The following is a 15,810-nucleotide window of genomic DNA, read 5'->3' as shown; positions in this document are numbered from 1 at the left end:
TAGGGGGTGTAGTAGGGGAGCAATTCGCCTTTCGCGGCCAGTTTGAGGTATTTTCGGAGCACTTCCGGCTCCAGAAATCCCGGGTCCTTGACACCCTGCTTCAGTATTGCCATGACTGCCGCCAATGTGTCGCCGCCGCTGCCCCGTTTCGAGACGGCGTCACCTGTTTCCCAGTTGCTGATGGTGATGTTTGACACGCCGAGGAGCCGCGCCAGATCGGCCTGGCCGATGCCGAGGGCGGAACGGAGCTGTGCGATGGTGGAGTGGGGATTCTTGCTTGGTCTTGCCATGAAGGACACCTCCTGGTTGAAATTCGAAACCTCCATCTCTCGGAGTTTCTTTATCTGTAATTATAGATATCTAGGGATTTTTTGTAAAGAGTAACTCAATTTCTTTGAGTGTTTTCGTCGAAGAGTTGATCGACTCGAATGAGAAGATGAGTGTTCAAGGAAGAGTGTGATAGGAGACGACGTGATGCTCTCTGGTTTTCTGTTCGAAAGATGCAATAGAAATATTTTCTCTCTGCGAAATGTGTGGCACAAAGAAAGTGGAAAGAAATTGTCGTTCTTTGGTGAGAGTGTTTCCTGACACGAAGCAGTGTGGGTGAAGAAGGTTTTTCTCCTGAGAATGTGGAAAGAGTTGTCTTTGAAGAGAGGTGGGGTACAATGTATGCAAGCGAGGGTTTGCGCGGAGGGTTTTGCGGTGGATGCCACGGCGCTCTCCGTGTGACCGGAGATGTCGGTGAAAATCGTGACCGAAAAGCGCGATTGATAAATAAAATAAAGTATTCAATGCATCAATTCTCGTCTTGATGGAATTGCAAAAAATCCGATTTTGGAAGGGGTTGCATGTTTCCACTTGACAGAGAAGAGGAGTGGAAATATGCTTGTGATACATTGCATCCCATTTCACTGCCCCCTTTCCGTCAACGTGGCGTCTGCGGGCGCCTGTCAAAAGACTTTCGTCGGAGTTGCCGTGCTTTGGTCGCAAATATCGCGAAGTTTCAGCGAATCTATGCATGGGTGGAGGGAGAATGGGATGGAGAAGCCGGCTCGTTTCGTGCTCAAGTCGCTTCGGGAGATGGTCTACGAATATCTGAAGAAACAGCTCAACGAAGGACAGCTCGAGCAGGGATCCTTTCTCAACCTGAACGAGATCAGCGAGGAGCTGGGCATCAGCAAGACGCCGCTTCGGGATGCACTTTTCCAGCTCGAATCGGAAGGTTTCATCACGATCTTTCCCAGAAGGGGCGCCATGGTGAACGTGCTCACCCTGGAAAAGATCCGGAACATCTACCAGATCGTAGGCGCGCTGGAGAGCGCGGTCCTCTCCTCCGTGGCGCTCCGACTTCGGAGCGAGGATCTGGACCGGATGGAAACCTACAACGAGGAGATGCGCGCCGCTCTCGAGGTGGATGATTTCGACCTTTTCTACGCGAAGAATCTGTCGTTTCACAACGTGTTCCTCGATTATTCGGACAACGACGACCTGTTGCATTCGGTGCACATTCTCAAGGAACGGCTTTACGACTTTCCCCGGAGCAAGGGGTTCGTGAAGGACTGGGAGGTCATCTCCACGGGGGAACACGCGGAGATGCTGCGTCTGCTCCGCAAGGAGGACTACAACGGCGCCGCCGAGTACGTGCGGGATGTGCATTGGAGCTTTGCCGTGCAGGAGCGGTTCATTCGCAAGTACTATTTTGCACGGAGTGCCGAGCTGGATCGCAAGAGAGGAGTCTGAGTCATGGAGCGGGATGTCCGGGGCATCGTGTTCGACCTGCGCAAATATTCCGTCCACGATGGGCCGGGCATTCGAACCACCGTGTTTTTGAAGGGGTGTCCCCTTTCCTGCCTGTGGTGCCATAATCCGGAGAGTCAGTCCTTCTGGCCGGAGCTGCTGCATCGACCGAGTGCCTGCATCGGCTGCGGTGCCTGCATCGCCGCCTGCCCGGAGAAGGCTCTCGCTCCCTCGCCCGACGGCGGCGTGGTTCTGGACAGAAAACGCTGCATTCTCTGCGGTGCCTGCTGTCGCGCCTGTGTGGCGGATGCGCTGGAGATGGCCGGGAAATCCCTCTCCGTGGCGGAGGTGATGGCCACGGTGCGGGAGGACGTGCTCTTCTACGATCAGTCCGGCGGAGGGGTCACCTTCTCCGGCGGTGAGCCCCTGAGCCAGCCTGTGTTTCTTGCGGCCCTGCTCCGGGCGTGCCGCGGCGAGGAGATTTCCACCGCCGTGGACACCTCGGGCTATGCCCCCTCCGAAACGCTTCTCGCCGTGGCGGAGCTGGCGGACCTTTTTCTCTACGATCTCAAACACATGGATTCAAGGCGCCACGAGGAGGTTGCGGGGGTTCCCAACGAACTGATCCTCGAAAACGCACGTCTGCTGAGCGAGCGGAATGTACCCCTTTGGATACGTATTCCGCTCATCCCGGGCATCAACGACGACGAAAAGAACCTGTGCGATACCGGAGCCTTTGTGGCGACGCTGCAGAGCGTCCGGAAGGTTTCGTTGCTTCCCTACCATCCGAGTGGACGGGACAAATACCGGAAGATCGGCAGGGCCTACGCGCTTTCCAGCCTTACAACGCCGTCTTCGGAGGAGATGGAGCGGGCGGTGGAACTGTTGTCCCGAAGCGGCCTGAGTGTGATGATCGGAGGATGAGGACCATGAACGAACGAGTAAAGCGGCTGCGGCACCTGAGCTTCGAGACCGCTCCGAGCTTTTCCGCCGAAAGGGCGGTGCTCGTGACGGAGTTCTACCGGGAGAACGCGGGGCGGTATTCCGTTCCCGTGCTTCGGGCGCTGAATTTCAAGAACCTCTGCGCGAAGAAGACCATCTACATCGGAGAGGACGAACTCGTCGTGGGCGAGCGCGGCCCGGCTCCAAAGGCGGTCTCCACCTTTCCCGAGCTGACCTGCCATTCCGTGGAGGATCTGGAGGTTCTCAACACCAGGTCGATGCAGCGTTACCTCGTCGATCCCAAGGATGTGGAACTCTACCGGAACGTGGTGATTCCCTACTGGCAGGGGCGGAGCATGCGCGACCGCGCCTTCGCGGAGATTCCCAAGGGGTGGAAGGATCTCTACGAGGCGGGGCTCTTTACGGAGTTCATGGAGCAGCGGGCTCCCGGCCACACCTCGCTCGACGGAACCATTTACCGCAAGGGCATGCTGGACTTCAAAAAAGAGATCGCCGAGGCAAGGGCCGCGCTGGATTTCCTGAACGATCCCGAGGCGACGGAAAAGGACGAGGAACTCAAGGCCATGGACATCTCCTGCGACGCGGCGATTCTCTTCGCCGAGCGTCATGCCGCCCTTGCGGAGGAGATGGCCGCCTCGGAGAAGGATCCTCTTCGCAAGGAGGAGCTGCTCCAGATCGCCCGGGTCTGCCGCCATGTACCCGCCCACGCGCCGCGAACCTTCTGGGAGGCGCTGCAGATGTACTGGTTCGTCCATCTCGGGACCATCACGGAGCTGAACGGCTGGGATGCCATGAGTCCGGGACACCTGGACCAGCACCTCGCTCCTTTCTACGAGGCGGAGGTCGCCGCGGGAACGCTCGACCGAGACCGTGCCAAGGAGCTGCTCTCCTGTTTCTGGATCAAGGTGAACAACACCCCCGCGCCTCCCAAGGTGGGCGTCACCGCCGCCGAGAGCGGTACCTACAACGACTTCACGAACATCACCCTGGGCGGGTTGCGCTCCGATGGTTCCGACGGGTCCAGCGAAGTCTCCTACATCGTCCTGGAGGTCATGGACGAGCTCCGCCTTCTCCAGCCCCAGGGGAACGTGCAGGTGAGCACCAAGACTCCGGACCGCCTCCTCAAGGCAGCGGGGCGAGTCATCCGGAACGGCCTGGGCTATCCCTCGCTCTTCAACGCCGACGCGGTGGTCATGGAACAGATCCGCACGGGCAAGACGCCGGAGGACGCCCGTGAGGGCGGCACCAGCGGCTGCGTCGAGACCGGCGCCTTCGGCAAGGAGGCCTATCTCCTCACGGGATATCTCAACGTGCCCAAGGTGCTTGAACTCGTGCTCAACAACGGTACGGACCCCCTGTCGGGAAAGAAGATCGGCATGGAAACGGGGGATCCCCGCACCTTCGCCACCTTCGACGACCTCTATGCGGCCTTCGAGAAACAGCTCGCCTTCGTGGTGGACACGAAAATCCAGGTGAACAACTACCTGGAGCGCATGTACGCCCGGTATGCCCCCGCGCCCTTCCTCTCGGTGGTCATCGCCGATTGCATCAAAAAGGGGAAGGATTATTACGACGGCGGCCCCCGGTATAACACGACCTACATCCAGTGCTGCGGCATCGGCACCGTGACGGACAGCATGTCCGTCCTGAAGAAGCATGTCTTCGAGGAGAAGACGGTTCCGATGGAGACCTTGCTCGGTGCTCTGGCGAAGAACTGGGAGGGGGAGGAACAGCTCCGGCTCTTCGTTTTCAACCGCACCCCCTTCTACGGCAACGACGATGACTACGCGGACGATATCATGCGCCGGGTCTACGACTCGCTTTTCCGCACCATCGACGGCAAGCCGAGTACCAAGGGAGACACCTACCATCTGAACATGCTCTCCACAACCTGCCATATCTACTTCGGCAAGAAGCTCGGCGCCACGCCCAACGGGCGCTTTGCCCATCTGCCCGAGTCGGACGGCACATCGCCCTCGCACGGAGCGGACCGCAAGGGTCCCACGGCGGTGATCAAGTCTCTGGGCAAGATGGACCAGATCAAGTCCGGCGGAACGCTCTTGAACCAGCGCTTTCTTCCCTCGGTCCTCGCCGGCGAAGAGGGCATCGAAAAACTGACGCAGCTCGTGCGGAGCTATTTCCGCCTCGGCGGGCACCACATCCAGTTCAACGTGGTGGACACGGAGACGCTCCGGGCCGCCCAGAAGACCCCCATGGAATACCGGGACCTGCTGGTGCGCGTCGCTGGATACAGCGACTATTTTGTGGACCTGGACATTCATCATCAGGAGGAGATCATCGCCCGGACCGCCCAGGAGGGTTTTTAGGGCGAAGAGGGTGCCTCTCGATGCGTCCGCACATTCCTCCGCGTGCGGCTTTTTTCGGAAGTGTCGGACCTGAACACGCCGAAGGTCTCCACGGCTCTTTGCTGACGGAACCCAGCCCGGGCGAGAAAAACCCCCGCCGAGGGAAAGCGCGTCCCGAGGTACTTGAACCAGCCACGACAGGAACGATCCTTTATGCCTCCTCCCTTGCCCGGCTCGTGGCGAGGGGGGAGGCTTTTTGCTTTGTGCCGCGTTCGTGAAGAGACGCTTTGCGTGTGCGGGTGCTTGCGGAGGCGGAGCGGTGTTTCCGTCATGTGGCGGAGGTGCCTCGTTCCGGCAATGCTAGAATGACGCCGGTGAGCAAAGCTCGTGCGGACAGGCGAGGGGCGGGAGAAGAAGAGCCGGATCGGCGGATGGTGCCGACAAGGCGGTGCGTTGCCACAGAAAGGCCGCTTCCCGGGAGAAGTCTAGGAGAAAGAGCGTTTGTTTTTCGGAGGCGAAGGAGGGGGTTGCCCGTGGCACGAATGTTGTTGCGTTTGCTCACTCTGTGGATTTTCCTGCTGATGGGGGCGTCCGTACCCGGAGGAGGTGCCGGTGCGGCCTTCGGGGAAACGGGAGAAGAGCCCTTTTCGGTGTATCTGAAAAACGAAACCCTCGGACTCGGCAGCACGCGGATCGCCGATCCGGACGAACCGGGAGACTGGTACTGGACCTGTGCGGCCCATCCCGGCGATGAAATGCTCCTTCTGGAGAATCCCGCGTCCCGGGGGGCGAGTGCCTTTCGCCTGGACGAAAAGCGCATCGGCACCGTGAAAGTGGTGCTCCACGGAGAGCGTTCCCGGGTTGCCGTGGTGCCCCGGGCGGTGAGCGCCGATGCGGTCCGCTTCGTGTGGCCCTCCGGATTCGCTCCGGGAGAACGGGTCCTGGTGAGCCTGGAGGGAAGCCTCAGCCTGGAGGCGCGCTACACCATGGTCAAGAACTGGATCACCCGGAAGGTCGCGGGCGATCCCTCGCCCGCGTCGGCGGACGCGGTGAAGAACATCGGCGCCTTTCCCAGGCACTTCATTCCCGCGGGGGTGTTCAACGCGGGAAAAGAAACTCCTTTGCTTCTGCGGGTGAATGCCGACCCCGTGACGAGTTTCCTCCACATCCGGGGGCAGAACCTGAAAGGACAGTGTACGGTGCGCTTTCCCGACGGCACGCGGCAGACCGTGGACAATCCGTCCCCCTTCACGCTCCGCGTTCCCTACGTCTACGGAATGGATTCCGGCCCTCTCTCCGTGGAATTCGCTTCGGGGGAAGCAGCCAATTCCCTTTTCGCTCGCTTTCCCAGGAAAGTGGCGGGACTTCTCGCCTTTCCGGAGGGAGAGACGGTGGAGACGGCGCGGATCGCCCTTGTCGTCGGAAACGATGCGGCGGAGGATGCCTTCGAGGAACGGGGGTTTTTGCTGCGCGAGGATGGTTCTTTCGTGATCGGCATGGACAACCGGAAGGAGGCGGAGTCCTTGTCGGCGGTGATGCGCTGCGGGGACGGATCCTTCGTGGAGCTTGCCCGGACCGATGTTCCCCCCGAGGAGACCCATGTGCTCCTTGTGGTCTCGCCCGAGACGTTCGCCTCGGTGCAGCGGACCTGCGCCCCCTGAGTGAGGAAGTGCGGAGGAATGACGGCGCGAGAGGTACGGAGGAACGGGAGAACGCGTCGAAAGAAGAGCGCCTTGAGGAAGAATTCGTTGACGACGAAAGCGGGGTCCCCTAGGGGACCCCGCTTTTGGGATGGGGGAGCCTCAACCCGTCACGTCGAGGTTTCTGCCGATGCCCACACTGGCAAAGAGCTGCGAAATCATGTCTTGCTGCAGTGCCGTCGTCGTGTCCAGAATCTTGTTCGTCACGGCCATCTGAATCTGCACGGCCGTTCCCGCGGCATTCGCGGAGTGGATCGCGTTGATCGCATCCATGGGCATCACCTCCTTTGCTCCCCTTAGGATACCACATCTGCAGTTTCGGCAATGTTCCCCGAAAACTGGAAAAATACCCGAAAACTGGAAAAATACCCTTAAAAACATCTTTCTGGAAAGACGCCCTTGTCGAAAAACGAATTTTGGGTCATGTCGAATGCGCTTGACAAGAAACAGGTATTCAGGTATTGTTTTTCCGAAATAGAAAGGAGGCAGCCATGAGTACGGTGGTCCAGATTTCCGAGGCGGTGTCTCTGGCGTTTCACGGCATGGGATTGCTCGCGGGGCCGGAAAGGCGCATGAGCGTGAAGGACATGGCCGCCGCGACGGGCGCTTCCGAGGCCCATCTGGCGAAGGTCTTCCAGCGCCTTGTCAAGGAGGGGCTCGTGGTTTCCACCCGAGGTTCCCGGGGAGGCTTCGCCCTCGCCAGATCTCCCGAGGAGATCACGCTGTTTCAGATCTACCTGGCCATGGAAGGAGTTCCCCGGGAGAACACCTGCCTGCTCCGTCGGACCGAGTGTCCTTTCGGAAGCTGCATCTTCGGCGGGCTTCTCGCGGACCTGACCCGGCAATTCGTGGCGTATCTGCAGGAAAAGACCCTTGCGGACCTGAGAGGGAGGACATGAACGATGGGAAAGAACGTGCGGCGGATCATCGAGATCGACGAGAGCAAATGTGACGGGTGCGGCCTGTGCGCCGACGCCTGCCACGAGGGAGCGATCCGCATCGTGGACGGCAAGGCGAGGCTCGTGAGCGATTCCTACTGCGACGGGCTCGGGGACTGTATCGGCGAATGTCCCCGCGGCGCCATCACCTTTGTGGAGCGCGAGGCCGCTCCCTATGACGAAGAGGCGGTGAAGCGTCACCTGGCGGCCCGGACTTCGGACGGAAAAGGGACGGAGCCCCTCTCTGGATCGGTCGCCTCGGGAGAGACGTTGCCTTGCGGTTGCCCTGGAACGGCGGTGCGGGATCTGCGGAGCGTCCCGGACGAGCGCCTCAGAGGATGTCCCGGAACGGCCGCACGGTCTCTGGAGCAAAAGGGAGAACTGCTCCGGGAGGAACAGCGGGCCGCTGACGGAGCGCCTCGGACGGCGGTGTCCGAACTCGCCAACTGGCCCGTGCAGCTCAAGCTCGTTCCCGTGAACGCCCCCTACCTGCAGGGCGCGCATCTGGTCATGGCCGCGGACTGCACTGCCTTCGCCCATCCCGATTTCCACGCAACCTTTCTGCGGGGGCCGAACCGGGTCTGCCTCGTGGGATGCCCCAAACTGGACGATGCTGTCTTTTACGAAGAAAAGATAGCTGCTATCATAGAAGCTAATGCGACACCGTCGATTTCGGTCATCTATATGGAAGTTCCCTGTTGCGGCGGGTTGAAGCGGTTGGTGGAGAATGCGGTGGAGCAGGTGGGGCGTGATCTGGACCTGCGTTTGGTGCGCATCGGCATTCGCGGGGAGATTCTGGAGGACGGAACGACGCGGTACCGTTTCCGCAGGCAGGGGTAGGTATATCTTTCGAGAGCGAAGGGGGAAGAATTTCATGTTCTGTTACCAGTGCGAACAGACGGCAAAGGGAACAGGATGTACGGCCTGGGGCGTGTGCGGCAAGAGTCCGGAGGTGGCGGATCTGCAGGATGTGCTGCTCTACGTGACCAAGGGGGTTTCCATGTACGCCGCCCGGGCGCGGCGGCTCGGAGGCAAGGATGCCGGGATCGACCGGTTCGTCGTGGAGGCGCTTTTTACCACTATTACCAACGTCAACTTCGACGAAGAGCGCATGGAGACCATGATCCGCAGGGCCGAAGCGGTGCGTTCCGAGGCGAAGAAGCTCTACGAGGATGCTTGCGCTAAAGCGGGGAAGACGCCTGAGGCCCTCGGCGGCCCCGCCGCTTTTGCGCTTGCGCCGGACCGGAGCGGCCTGATCCGCCAGGGCGGCGAGGTGAACCCCGAGGCGTTCGCCGAGAAACGGGGCGAGGTGGTGCAGGGGCTGCACGATCTGGTGCTTCTGGGGCTCAAGGGAAGCGCTGCCTATGCGGACCACGCCGCCGTGCTCGGCCATGTGGACGACGACGTGATGGGCTTCTTCCACGATTTCCTCGATTTCCTCAGTGCCGAGACGTTTTCGGTGGAGGAACTCACCAGAAAGGCTCTCGACGCGGGCAAGTGGAACATCCGGGTCATGGAACTCCTCGACCGCGCCAACACGGACACCTACGGCCATCCCGAGCCGACAAGCGTGCGGGTGACTCCCGTGAAGGGGAAGGCCATCCTCGTCTCGGGGCACGACCTCCGCGATCTGGAACTGCTCCTTGAGCAGACCGAAGGAAAAGACATCAACGTGTATACCCACGGGGAGATGCTTCCCTGCCTGGCCTATCCGGGGCTCAAGAAATATGCCCACCTCGCGGGAAACTACGGCAGCGCCTGGCAGAACCAGCGCGAGGAGTTCGATGCGTTTCCCGGACCCATCCTCATGACCACCAACTGCATCCAGAAACCCAAGGACAGCTATCTGGGAAGAATCTTCACCACGGGGCTCGTGGCCTGGCCGGGAGCCGCCCATATCGGCCCGGAGAAGGACTTCTCCCCGGTCATCGAGGCTGCCCTTGCCGCACCTGGGTTCGCCGAGGACGAGCCGGAGCACCGCATTCTGGTCGGGTTCGGGCGGAACGCCGTGATGGGTGCCGCCGAAAAGGTCATCGACCTGGTGAAGGCGGGAAAGATCCGCCACTTCTTCCTCGTGGGTGGATGCGATGGAGCGAAGCCGGGGCGCAGCTACTACACGGATCTGGCCAAGCAGATACCGTCGGACTGCGTCATCCTTACCCTCGCCTGCGGCAAATACCGCTTCAACAAGCTCGATTTCGGCGACATCGAGGGCATTCCCCGTCTTCTCGACGTGGGGCAGTGCAACGACGCCTATTCGTCGGTGCGCATCGCTCTGGCCTTGGCCGAGGCGTTCCAGACCGATGTGAACGGTCTGCCCCTGTCGCTGGTGCTCTCCTGGTACGAGCAGAAGGCCGTGTGCATTCTCCTCTCCCTGCTGCACTTGGGTGTGAAGAACATGCGCATCGGTCCCTCCCTGCCCGCTTTCGTCAAGCCCCCCGTGCTGGCGGTGCTCCAGGAGAAGTTCAACCTCATGCCCATCACCACCCCCGAGGAGGACCTGAAGGCCATCCTCGGCTGAGTCCGTGGAGGAGCCGGATTGAGAGAGGAGGACGTGGAGGCGGGATGATGCCGCCCTGCGTTTTTCCGAAGAGTTTTTGTACCGAGGAAGGGGCGTGTCTGTGAAGGCAAGGTCCTCCTCCGGGTCCAAACGCAAAAGCCGCCTTGAGGCGGCTTTTTCGTTTTCGCGCCGGGGAGGCTATACTAGATCGGCGAAGGGAGGCGGAAGGATGATACGGCACGGAGGCGGGCTGCCTGACATTTCTGGATGCGCGGTGGGGATGGACCTGGGAGGACATAAGATCTTTGCCGCCCGTGTTGCGGACGGAGTGGTGGAGGAGTCCCTGGAGGAGGCGACGGCGCCGGGCAGGGCGCTGGAGGATGTGACGGACCAGATCCGGAATCTTGCGGATCGCCTTGCCCCGAGGAATATCCCCGTGGGGGTGGGGGTCCCGAGCATGCTGGATCTTGAGCGGGAGCACGCCCTCAAGCCGCCGAACTTTCCCGGATGGGCGGGGGTGCCTCTGCGGCGTCTTCTCGCGGAGAAACTCGGGCGCTTTGTCGTTCTGGAGAACGATGCCAACTGCTACGCTTTGGGCGAGGGGTGGGGCGGCGCGGCCCGGGGGCTTTCGGACTATGTGGTGTTCACGCTGGGAACGGGCATCGGCGGCGGCATCGTCCTGGGGGGACGCCTGCTTTTGGGAAGCAGCGGTATGGGGGGTGAGATCGGGCACATGGTGGTCGGCGCCTTCGAGCAGTGCGGGTGCGGCGGTGTGGGGCACCTGGAGGCGGTGGGCGGCGCGGACCCCGGAGAGCGCCACGCCCGGGAACTCGGCCTCGTCCCGGATCTTCGGATGCTCTGGGGCGAGCGGAACGGACGGGCCGCTCCCGTCTGGGATCGCCTGCTCGACTCCTATGCGCGGTCCGTCGCCTCGGTGGCGCACATCTTCGATCCCCAGGCGATCATCCTCGGCGGAGGGCTGAGCCGAGGCGAGGGATTCCTCGATGCATTGCGGCCCAGGGTGGAGCCCTATCTCGCACTGCCCTTCAAGGGGAAGGTGGAGCTGCGGGTGAGTGAGCTGGGGAGCCTCGCCGCGGCGGTGGGTGCGGCGGCCCAGGCTCTGTGGGTACGGGCGGAGAGGGACGGCCCGGGGGCGTGAACGTGCCCCCGGAGAGTGTGTGTCGTCAGAACGCGTGGATCAGGTCTCCCGTAACGGCGCCGGTGGCACGGCGCAGGTCCTCGGGCTCCAGGACGATCTGGCAGCCCCGGACTCCGGCGCTCACGGAAATGCGTCCGCCGAGAGGAAAGACGGGAACGGTGCTCCAGCTTCCGGGGTCCGCATGGAACGCGCTTTCATCGAGAAAGTAGGGGTAGGTTTTCTTCATGCCCAGGGGGGAGACGCCCCCGCGGATGTATCCCGTGAGGGGCTGCACTTCCTTGAGGGCTACCAGTTCCACTCGCTTGTTGCCGCTCAAGGCGGCGAGTTTCTTCAGATCCAGCTCCGCGCCGCCGGGAATGGACGCTACGAGCACACCCGTGCGGTCGCCTCGGGCCACGAGAGTCTTGAAGACGCGCTCCAGAGGCATGCCCACCTTGGAGGCGACGTTCTCGGCGCTCACGTCCTCTTCGTCCACGGGATATTCCATCAGGTCGTAGAGTATACCCAGCTTGTCCAGAAGCCGCACGGCGTTTGTCTTTTTCATGGGATTCCTCCGGAAACGATCAATGGCACGCGATGTGCCGTGTCACTTGCCCAGAACCGTCATTCCCGTCGCTGCCGCAGCGGCGGGGAGCGCCGGTGCTTCCTCCAGGCCGGGAAGACCGGCGGGATGCCGCAGGGAGGGATCGAGGCGCAGGGCGGTGCGGTGGGCCTCCTCGCTCAGGGGGGCGAAGCCGAGCATGTCGTAGATGCGCGCTAACTCCCAGTGGGCCTGACTGTAGTTCGGATTGATGCGAACGGCCTCGCGCATGCTTTCCGCCGCGTCGTCCCACCGGTGCAGCCCCATGAGGGCCCGTCCCCGCTGGTAGTGGAATTCCGGATAGGCGATGAAGGAGGGGTGCCTGGAGAGGATCTCCTCGAAGCATTCCAGGGCGTTGTTCCACCTCCCCAGGGCGTTGCAGGCGGTGCCGAGGATGTACCTGGCGATGGAGTAGTCCGGGCGGAGAACCAGCGCCCGCTCCAGAGCTTCCGCAGCCTGTTCGTGGTGTTCGAGCCCTTCGAGCGCGAGCCCGAGTTCTGCCCAGGCTGCGGCGAAGTCTGCGTCGGCGCCCACAGCACGGCGAAAGGCCGCGACGGCGTCGTCGATGCGTCGGCGCCGAAGGAAGTCGATTCCCTCGTCGTAGGCCTGGCGGGCCTCCATGTACTGCGCTGGAGACGTGGAGGAAGAAGGACTCTGTGCCCATGAAATACAGCAAAGAGGATCAGTCAGTGCTAGAATGGCGAGGATGAGAAAACACCGTTGCCATGCCGGATAGGGATCACGAGCTTTTGTCCGTTCCGGCGCGGGACGAACCGGTTTGTTCCAGTGCGAGGGAAGAGAGGTTTCCATGCACAAGCCCCTTTCGTCTCGTTTGCGTCTGCGGCGGCGATGTGCGCAAGGGTCCCGGAATATCGTGATTCGGGTCCCGGCGCAGAAGGCCGACGACAGATTCTTCTTCGGGACGGAAGAAAAGTCAAGATGCCGGAAGTCCCTATCTGTTGCTGGAATGCGTCAGGAGCGAGGAATTTCCCGGGAGGAAGCCCTTCGCCGCGGAGGCGACGGAGGAGAAGCGCTCAGACGCAGTGTGCGGAGAGCGTCGGGCATGGTTGGTCGAAATGACCGGAAGCGGCAAGGGGAGGTGCGAGGGCGTATGGAGGCAAGCGGAAACGGCTGGACCAGGGAGACGCTGGCGGGAATCATCGATTCGACATTGTTGCATCCCGGGGCCACGCCGGAGGACATTCGCCGGCTCTGTAAGGAAGCGACGGACTATCACTTCGCGTCGGTCTGCGTCAATCCCTGCTACGTGGCGTTTGCGGCGGAGCATCTTTCGGGGAGCGATGTGGCGGTGTGCACGGTAGTCGGCTTTCCGCTGGGAGCCAACCTTCCCGCCGTCAAAGCCCAGGAGGCGCTCCTCGCCCTTCGGGACGGTGCCCGGGAACTCGACATGGTGCTCAACGTGGGGCTTCTCAAGGCGGGTGACCTCTCCGGCGTGGAAGAGGACATCCGGGCCGTCACGGAATGTGCCCGGGGAGCGGGAGCGTTGGTGAAGGTGATCATCGAGGCCTGTCTTCTCGACGACGGCGAGAAGGTGGCCGCTTGCGGCGCGGCGGAACGGGCCGGTGCGCTCTTCGTGAAGACCTCCACGGGGTTCGGCAAAGGCGGCGCTACGGTGGAGGACGTGCGGCTCCTGCGGCGCACTGCGGGCAATCGCATGGGGGTGAAGGCTTCGGGGGGCATCCGCACTCTGGAGGATGTCCTCCTGATGCTCGACGCGGGGGCAAGCCGCCTGGGAACATCTTCCGGGGCTGCCATCATCGAGGCGATTCCCCGAAGGGGACATCTTTCGGCCTGACCGTCTGGATGAATTCCCCAGGAAGCGTGCTGCAGAGAAGGCGGTTCCGGACCTCCCCCGGTGTTGACGAACGGACGCGGGGCGAGGTCCGGAAAACGCGTTCTTCCGGTGAAAACGCCGCAGCGACGGTCGTTTTCGGCGCGAAAGCGCAACGGAGAATGAGGGAGCATCAGGAAGCTGACTATTCGTCTTGCATGTTCGCTTTCGAGGCGGTAGCATAGTGGCGAGCGGTATGGGGCGAACTTGTGGACGGCTCCGGAGGGCGGGGGATTTTCCCCGTCCCGGAGCGACGGTGACGGAAGAACGGAAAGGACGATGGAAAGTCATGCGAACGCACATCTGTGATAACGGAAAAGGCACAGGAGCGGGAGGGCGTTTCTTCCGGGGGATGGGCGGTGTCGTCGCCGTCCTGGGCATGTTCGTTCTTGCGGTGTCGGTCGTCCTGGCGCCGGGCCTCGCCTCGGCGGAGCTGTCCGTCGCCATGATCACCGACGTGGGGGGCGTGAACGACCAGTCGTTCAACCAGTCCGCATGGGAGGGATTGCAGCGGGCGGAGAAGGAGCTGGATGTGAAGGCCGCCTACATCGAGTCGAAGCAGGATGCGGACTACGGGCCGAACCTGGAGACGCTCCTCGACGCGGGAACGGACCTGATCTGGGGAATCGGCTTCAAGATGGCCGACGTGGTGCTGGGTGCGGCGAAGCAGAATCCCGACCAGAAGTACGCCATCATCGACTTTGCCTGGGACGAGACGCCGAAGAACCTCGTCGGGGTGGTTTTCAAGGCGGAGCAGGCGTCCTTCCTGGTGGGGTACATCGCGGGCAGGATGACGAAGACCGGCAAGGTCGGCTTTGTGGGGGGCATGTCCTTTCCGGTGATCTGGGGGTTCGAATACGGCTACCGGGCCGGAGTGATGCAGGCGAACAAGGATGTGGAGGTGCTCGGTCAGTACGCGGAGTCCTTCACCGACGCGGCGAAGGGCAAGAGCATCGCCAACAGCATGTATCAACAGGGGGCGGACATCGTGTTCCATGCCGCCGGCGGCGCGGGTGACGGTGTCATCGAGGCGGCGAAGGAACAGGGCAAGTGGGCCATCGGCGTGGACCGCGACCAGAACTACCTTGCGCCGGACAACGTACTCACCAGTGCCATGAAGCGTGTGGACAACGCGATCTTCAATGTGGCGAAGGATCTCGTGGAGGGGAAATGGCAGGGGGGAAGCACCATCTCCTACGGTCTCGCCGAGGGTGGCGTGGACATCGCCCCCACCACGTCGAAGCATGTGGACGCGGCGCTTCTGGCCGATGTGGAGGCGCTCAAGGCGCGCATCATCGCCGGGGAGATCGTGGTGCCCTTCTCCAAGGAGACCTTCGCGACCTTCGAGGTGAAGTAGGAAGAGCACTCCGGAAGAAGTGCCTTTTCCTTTCGTCGCAAAAGGGCGGCCCTGCACAGGCCGCCCTTTTGCCGCAGGAGAAACGGATGTGTGCGGTGTGCCGCATGTCGAAGGAGGTTGCCTCGTGGCCGGTTCCGGGACGGGAGCGGATCTGAGGGAGAGAAAGGGGTGCACGCCCGGCGGGCTTGGCCCGGCGTACGGTGGGACCGCGGCGGAGATGGTGGAGATGCGGCGCATCACCAAACGCTTTGGATCCTTCACCGCCAACGACGCCATCGATCTTGCGGTGCGCCGCGGAGAGGTGCATGCCCTTCTGGGGGAGAACGGTGCGGGTAAGACCACCCTCGTAAACCAGCTCTACGGCCTGTACCAGCCCACGTCCGGAGAGATCCGCATTCGGGGCGAGCTGGTCCGCATGACCGATCCGAACGTGGCCATCTCCATGGGGATCGGCATGGTACACCAGCACTTCATGCTCGTGAATCCCTTTTCTGTGGCGGAGAACATCGTGCTCGGAAGGGAGCCGGCGAAGGGATGCCTGGGCATTCTGGACATGCGGCGGGCCCGGGAGGAGGTGCGCCGCCTCTCGGAGCAATACGGTCTGGAGGTGGACCCGGAGGCGAAGATCTCGGACATCTCCGTGGGGATGCAGCAGCGCGTGGAGATTCTGAAGGCGCTCTACCGGGGCGCGGAGCTTCTGATTCTCGACGAGCCCACG

General features: G+C 62.0%; 15 protein-coding genes. 11 read left to right on the top strand and 4 right to left on the bottom strand.

The window, feature by feature from the left end; genetic code table 11:
- A partial coding sequence (locus Q1K49_RS09215) for a helix-turn-helix transcriptional regulator (protein ID WP_300525370.1) occupies window positions 1–290 on the bottom strand: 290 nt, incomplete at its 3' end.
- Window positions 291–1,038: 748 nt separating this feature from the next.
- Here Q1K49_RS09215 and Q1K49_RS09210 point away from each other — a divergent pair.
- From Q1K49_RS09210 to Q1K49_RS09195, 4 genes are all read left to right on the top strand, one after another.
- Window positions 1,039–1,740: a GntR family transcriptional regulator gene (locus Q1K49_RS09210; RefSeq protein WP_300525368.1), complete on the top strand. Its 702-nt coding sequence runs from the start codon at window positions 1,039–1,041 to the stop codon at window positions 1,738–1,740.
- 3 nt (window positions 1,741–1,743) lie between these two features.
- Window positions 1,744–2,661 carry a glycyl-radical enzyme activating protein gene (locus tag Q1K49_RS09205; RefSeq protein ID WP_300525365.1) on the top strand — a complete coding sequence of 306 codons (918 nt, stop codon included), beginning with the start codon at window positions 1,744–1,746 and terminating at the stop codon, window positions 2,659–2,661.
- A 5-nt stretch (window positions 2,662–2,666) separates the two neighbouring features.
- Complete coding sequence (gene hypD / locus Q1K49_RS09200; protein ID WP_300525361.1) at window positions 2,667–5,027, top strand: trans-4-hydroxy-L-proline dehydratase; 2,361 nt, start codon at window positions 2,667–2,669, stop codon at window positions 5,025–5,027.
- A gap of 512 nt (window positions 5,028–5,539) precedes the next feature.
- Window positions 5,540–6,667 (top strand): hypothetical protein, encoded by a 1,128-nt coding sequence (locus tag Q1K49_RS09195; protein ID WP_300525358.1) that lies wholly within the window; start codon window positions 5,540–5,542, stop codon window positions 6,665–6,667.
- A gap of 141 nt (window positions 6,668–6,808) precedes the next feature.
- Here the strand turns inward: Q1K49_RS09195 and Q1K49_RS09190 are convergent, their stop codons facing one another.
- Entirely contained in the window at window positions 6,809–6,979 is a 171-nt protein-coding gene (locus Q1K49_RS09190; RefSeq protein WP_300525355.1) for a hypothetical protein, read from the bottom strand.
- A 218-nt stretch (window positions 6,980–7,197) separates the two neighbouring features.
- On the opposite strand from Q1K49_RS09190, the gene Q1K49_RS09185 reads away from it, so the two are divergent.
- From Q1K49_RS09185 to Q1K49_RS09170, 4 genes are all read left to right on the top strand, one after another.
- Window positions 7,198–7,605, top strand: a complete 408-nt coding sequence (locus tag Q1K49_RS09185) for an Rrf2 family transcriptional regulator (protein ID WP_300525353.1) — start codon at window positions 7,198–7,200, stop codon at window positions 7,603–7,605.
- A gap of 3 nt (window positions 7,606–7,608) precedes the next feature.
- Window positions 7,609–8,484 (top strand): 4Fe-4S binding protein, encoded by an 876-nt coding sequence (locus Q1K49_RS09180; protein ID WP_300525351.1) that lies wholly within the window; start codon window positions 7,609–7,611, stop codon window positions 8,482–8,484.
- Between the two features lie 34 nt (window positions 8,485–8,518).
- Window positions 8,519–10,165 (top strand): hydroxylamine reductase, encoded by a 1,647-nt coding sequence (gene hcp, locus Q1K49_RS09175; protein WP_300525348.1) that lies wholly within the window; start codon window positions 8,519–8,521, stop codon window positions 10,163–10,165.
- A 208-nt stretch (window positions 10,166–10,373) separates the two neighbouring features.
- Window positions 10,374–11,303: an ROK family protein gene (locus tag Q1K49_RS09170; RefSeq protein WP_300525346.1), complete on the top strand. Its 930-nt coding sequence runs from the start codon at window positions 10,374–10,376 to the stop codon at window positions 11,301–11,303.
- Window positions 11,304–11,328: 25 nt separating this feature from the next.
- Here Q1K49_RS09170 and Q1K49_RS09165 read toward each other — a convergent pair whose 3' ends face one another.
- Together Q1K49_RS09165 and Q1K49_RS09160 are read right to left on the bottom strand one after the other, a co-directional pair.
- Window positions 11,329–11,847: an aminoacyl-tRNA deacylase gene (locus Q1K49_RS09165; RefSeq protein ID WP_300525344.1), complete on the bottom strand. Its 519-nt coding sequence runs from the start codon at window positions 11,845–11,847 to the stop codon at window positions 11,329–11,331.
- 42 nt (window positions 11,848–11,889) lie between these two features.
- A complete protein-coding gene (locus tag Q1K49_RS09160; RefSeq protein ID WP_300525343.1) occupies window positions 11,890–12,693 on the bottom strand; it encodes a tetratricopeptide repeat protein in 804 nt (267 codons plus the stop codon).
- A gap of 301 nt (window positions 12,694–12,994) precedes the next feature.
- On the opposite strand from Q1K49_RS09160, the gene deoC reads away from it, so the two are divergent.
- The 3 genes from deoC to Q1K49_RS09145 all read left to right on the top strand — a co-directional run.
- A complete protein-coding gene (gene deoC / locus Q1K49_RS09155) occupies window positions 12,995–13,699 on the top strand; it encodes a deoxyribose-phosphate aldolase (protein WP_300525340.1) in 705 nt (234 codons plus the stop codon).
- Between the two features lie 325 nt (window positions 13,700–14,024).
- Window positions 14,025–15,092: a BMP family ABC transporter substrate-binding protein gene (locus tag Q1K49_RS09150; RefSeq protein ID WP_300525338.1), complete on the top strand. Its 1,068-nt coding sequence runs from the start codon at window positions 14,025–14,027 to the stop codon at window positions 15,090–15,092.
- 124 nt (window positions 15,093–15,216) lie between these two features.
- A partial coding sequence (locus Q1K49_RS09145; protein ID WP_300525335.1) for an ATP-binding cassette domain-containing protein occupies window positions 15,217–15,810 on the top strand: 594 nt, incomplete at its 3' end.

Origin of the sequence: Aminiphilus sp. (assembly GCF_029975095.1) — a bacterium.
In the GTDB taxonomy this organism is placed as follows: Bacteria; Synergistota; Synergistia; order Synergistales; family Aminiphilaceae; genus Aminiphilus.
Note: the sequence above shows the minus strand (reverse complement) of the source record. Positions and strands in the feature narration are given on the sequence as shown.

Excerpts from the sequence above, each read along its gene's own strand:
- Q1K49_RS09210 (WP_300525368.1), top strand. The coding sequence starts at position 1,039 with ATGGAGAAGCCGGCTCGTTTCGTGCTCAAGTCGCTTCGGGAGATGGTC.
- Q1K49_RS09205 (WP_300525365.1), top strand. The coding sequence starts at position 1,744 with ATGGAGCGGGATGTCCGGGGCATCGTGTTCGACCTGCGCAAATATTCC.
- hypD (WP_300525361.1), top strand. The coding sequence starts at position 2,667 with ATGAACGAACGAGTAAAGCGGCTGCGGCACCTGAGCTTCGAGACCGCT.
- Q1K49_RS09190 (WP_300525355.1), bottom strand. The coding sequence starts at position 6,979 with ATGGATGCGATCAACGCGATCCACTCCGCGAATGCCGCGGGAACGGCC.
- Q1K49_RS09185 (WP_300525353.1), top strand. The coding sequence starts at position 7,198 with ATGAGTACGGTGGTCCAGATTTCCGAGGCGGTGTCTCTGGCGTTTCAC.
- Q1K49_RS09180 (WP_300525351.1), top strand. The coding sequence starts at position 7,609 with ATGGGAAAGAACGTGCGGCGGATCATCGAGATCGACGAGAGCAAATGT.
- hcp (WP_300525348.1), top strand. The coding sequence starts at position 8,519 with ATGTTCTGTTACCAGTGCGAACAGACGGCAAAGGGAACAGGATGTACG.
- Q1K49_RS09170 (WP_300525346.1), top strand. The coding sequence starts at position 10,374 with ATGATACGGCACGGAGGCGGGCTGCCTGACATTTCTGGATGCGCGGTG.
- Q1K49_RS09165 (WP_300525344.1), bottom strand. The coding sequence starts at position 11,847 with ATGAAAAAGACAAACGCCGTGCGGCTTCTGGACAAGCTGGGTATACTC.
- Q1K49_RS09160 (WP_300525343.1), bottom strand. The coding sequence starts at position 12,693 with ATGGAAACCTCTCTTCCCTCGCACTGGAACAAACCGGTTCGTCCCGCG.
- deoC (WP_300525340.1), top strand. The coding sequence starts at position 12,995 with ATGGAGGCAAGCGGAAACGGCTGGACCAGGGAGACGCTGGCGGGAATC.
- Q1K49_RS09150 (WP_300525338.1), top strand. The coding sequence starts at position 14,025 with ATGCGAACGCACATCTGTGATAACGGAAAAGGCACAGGAGCGGGAGGG.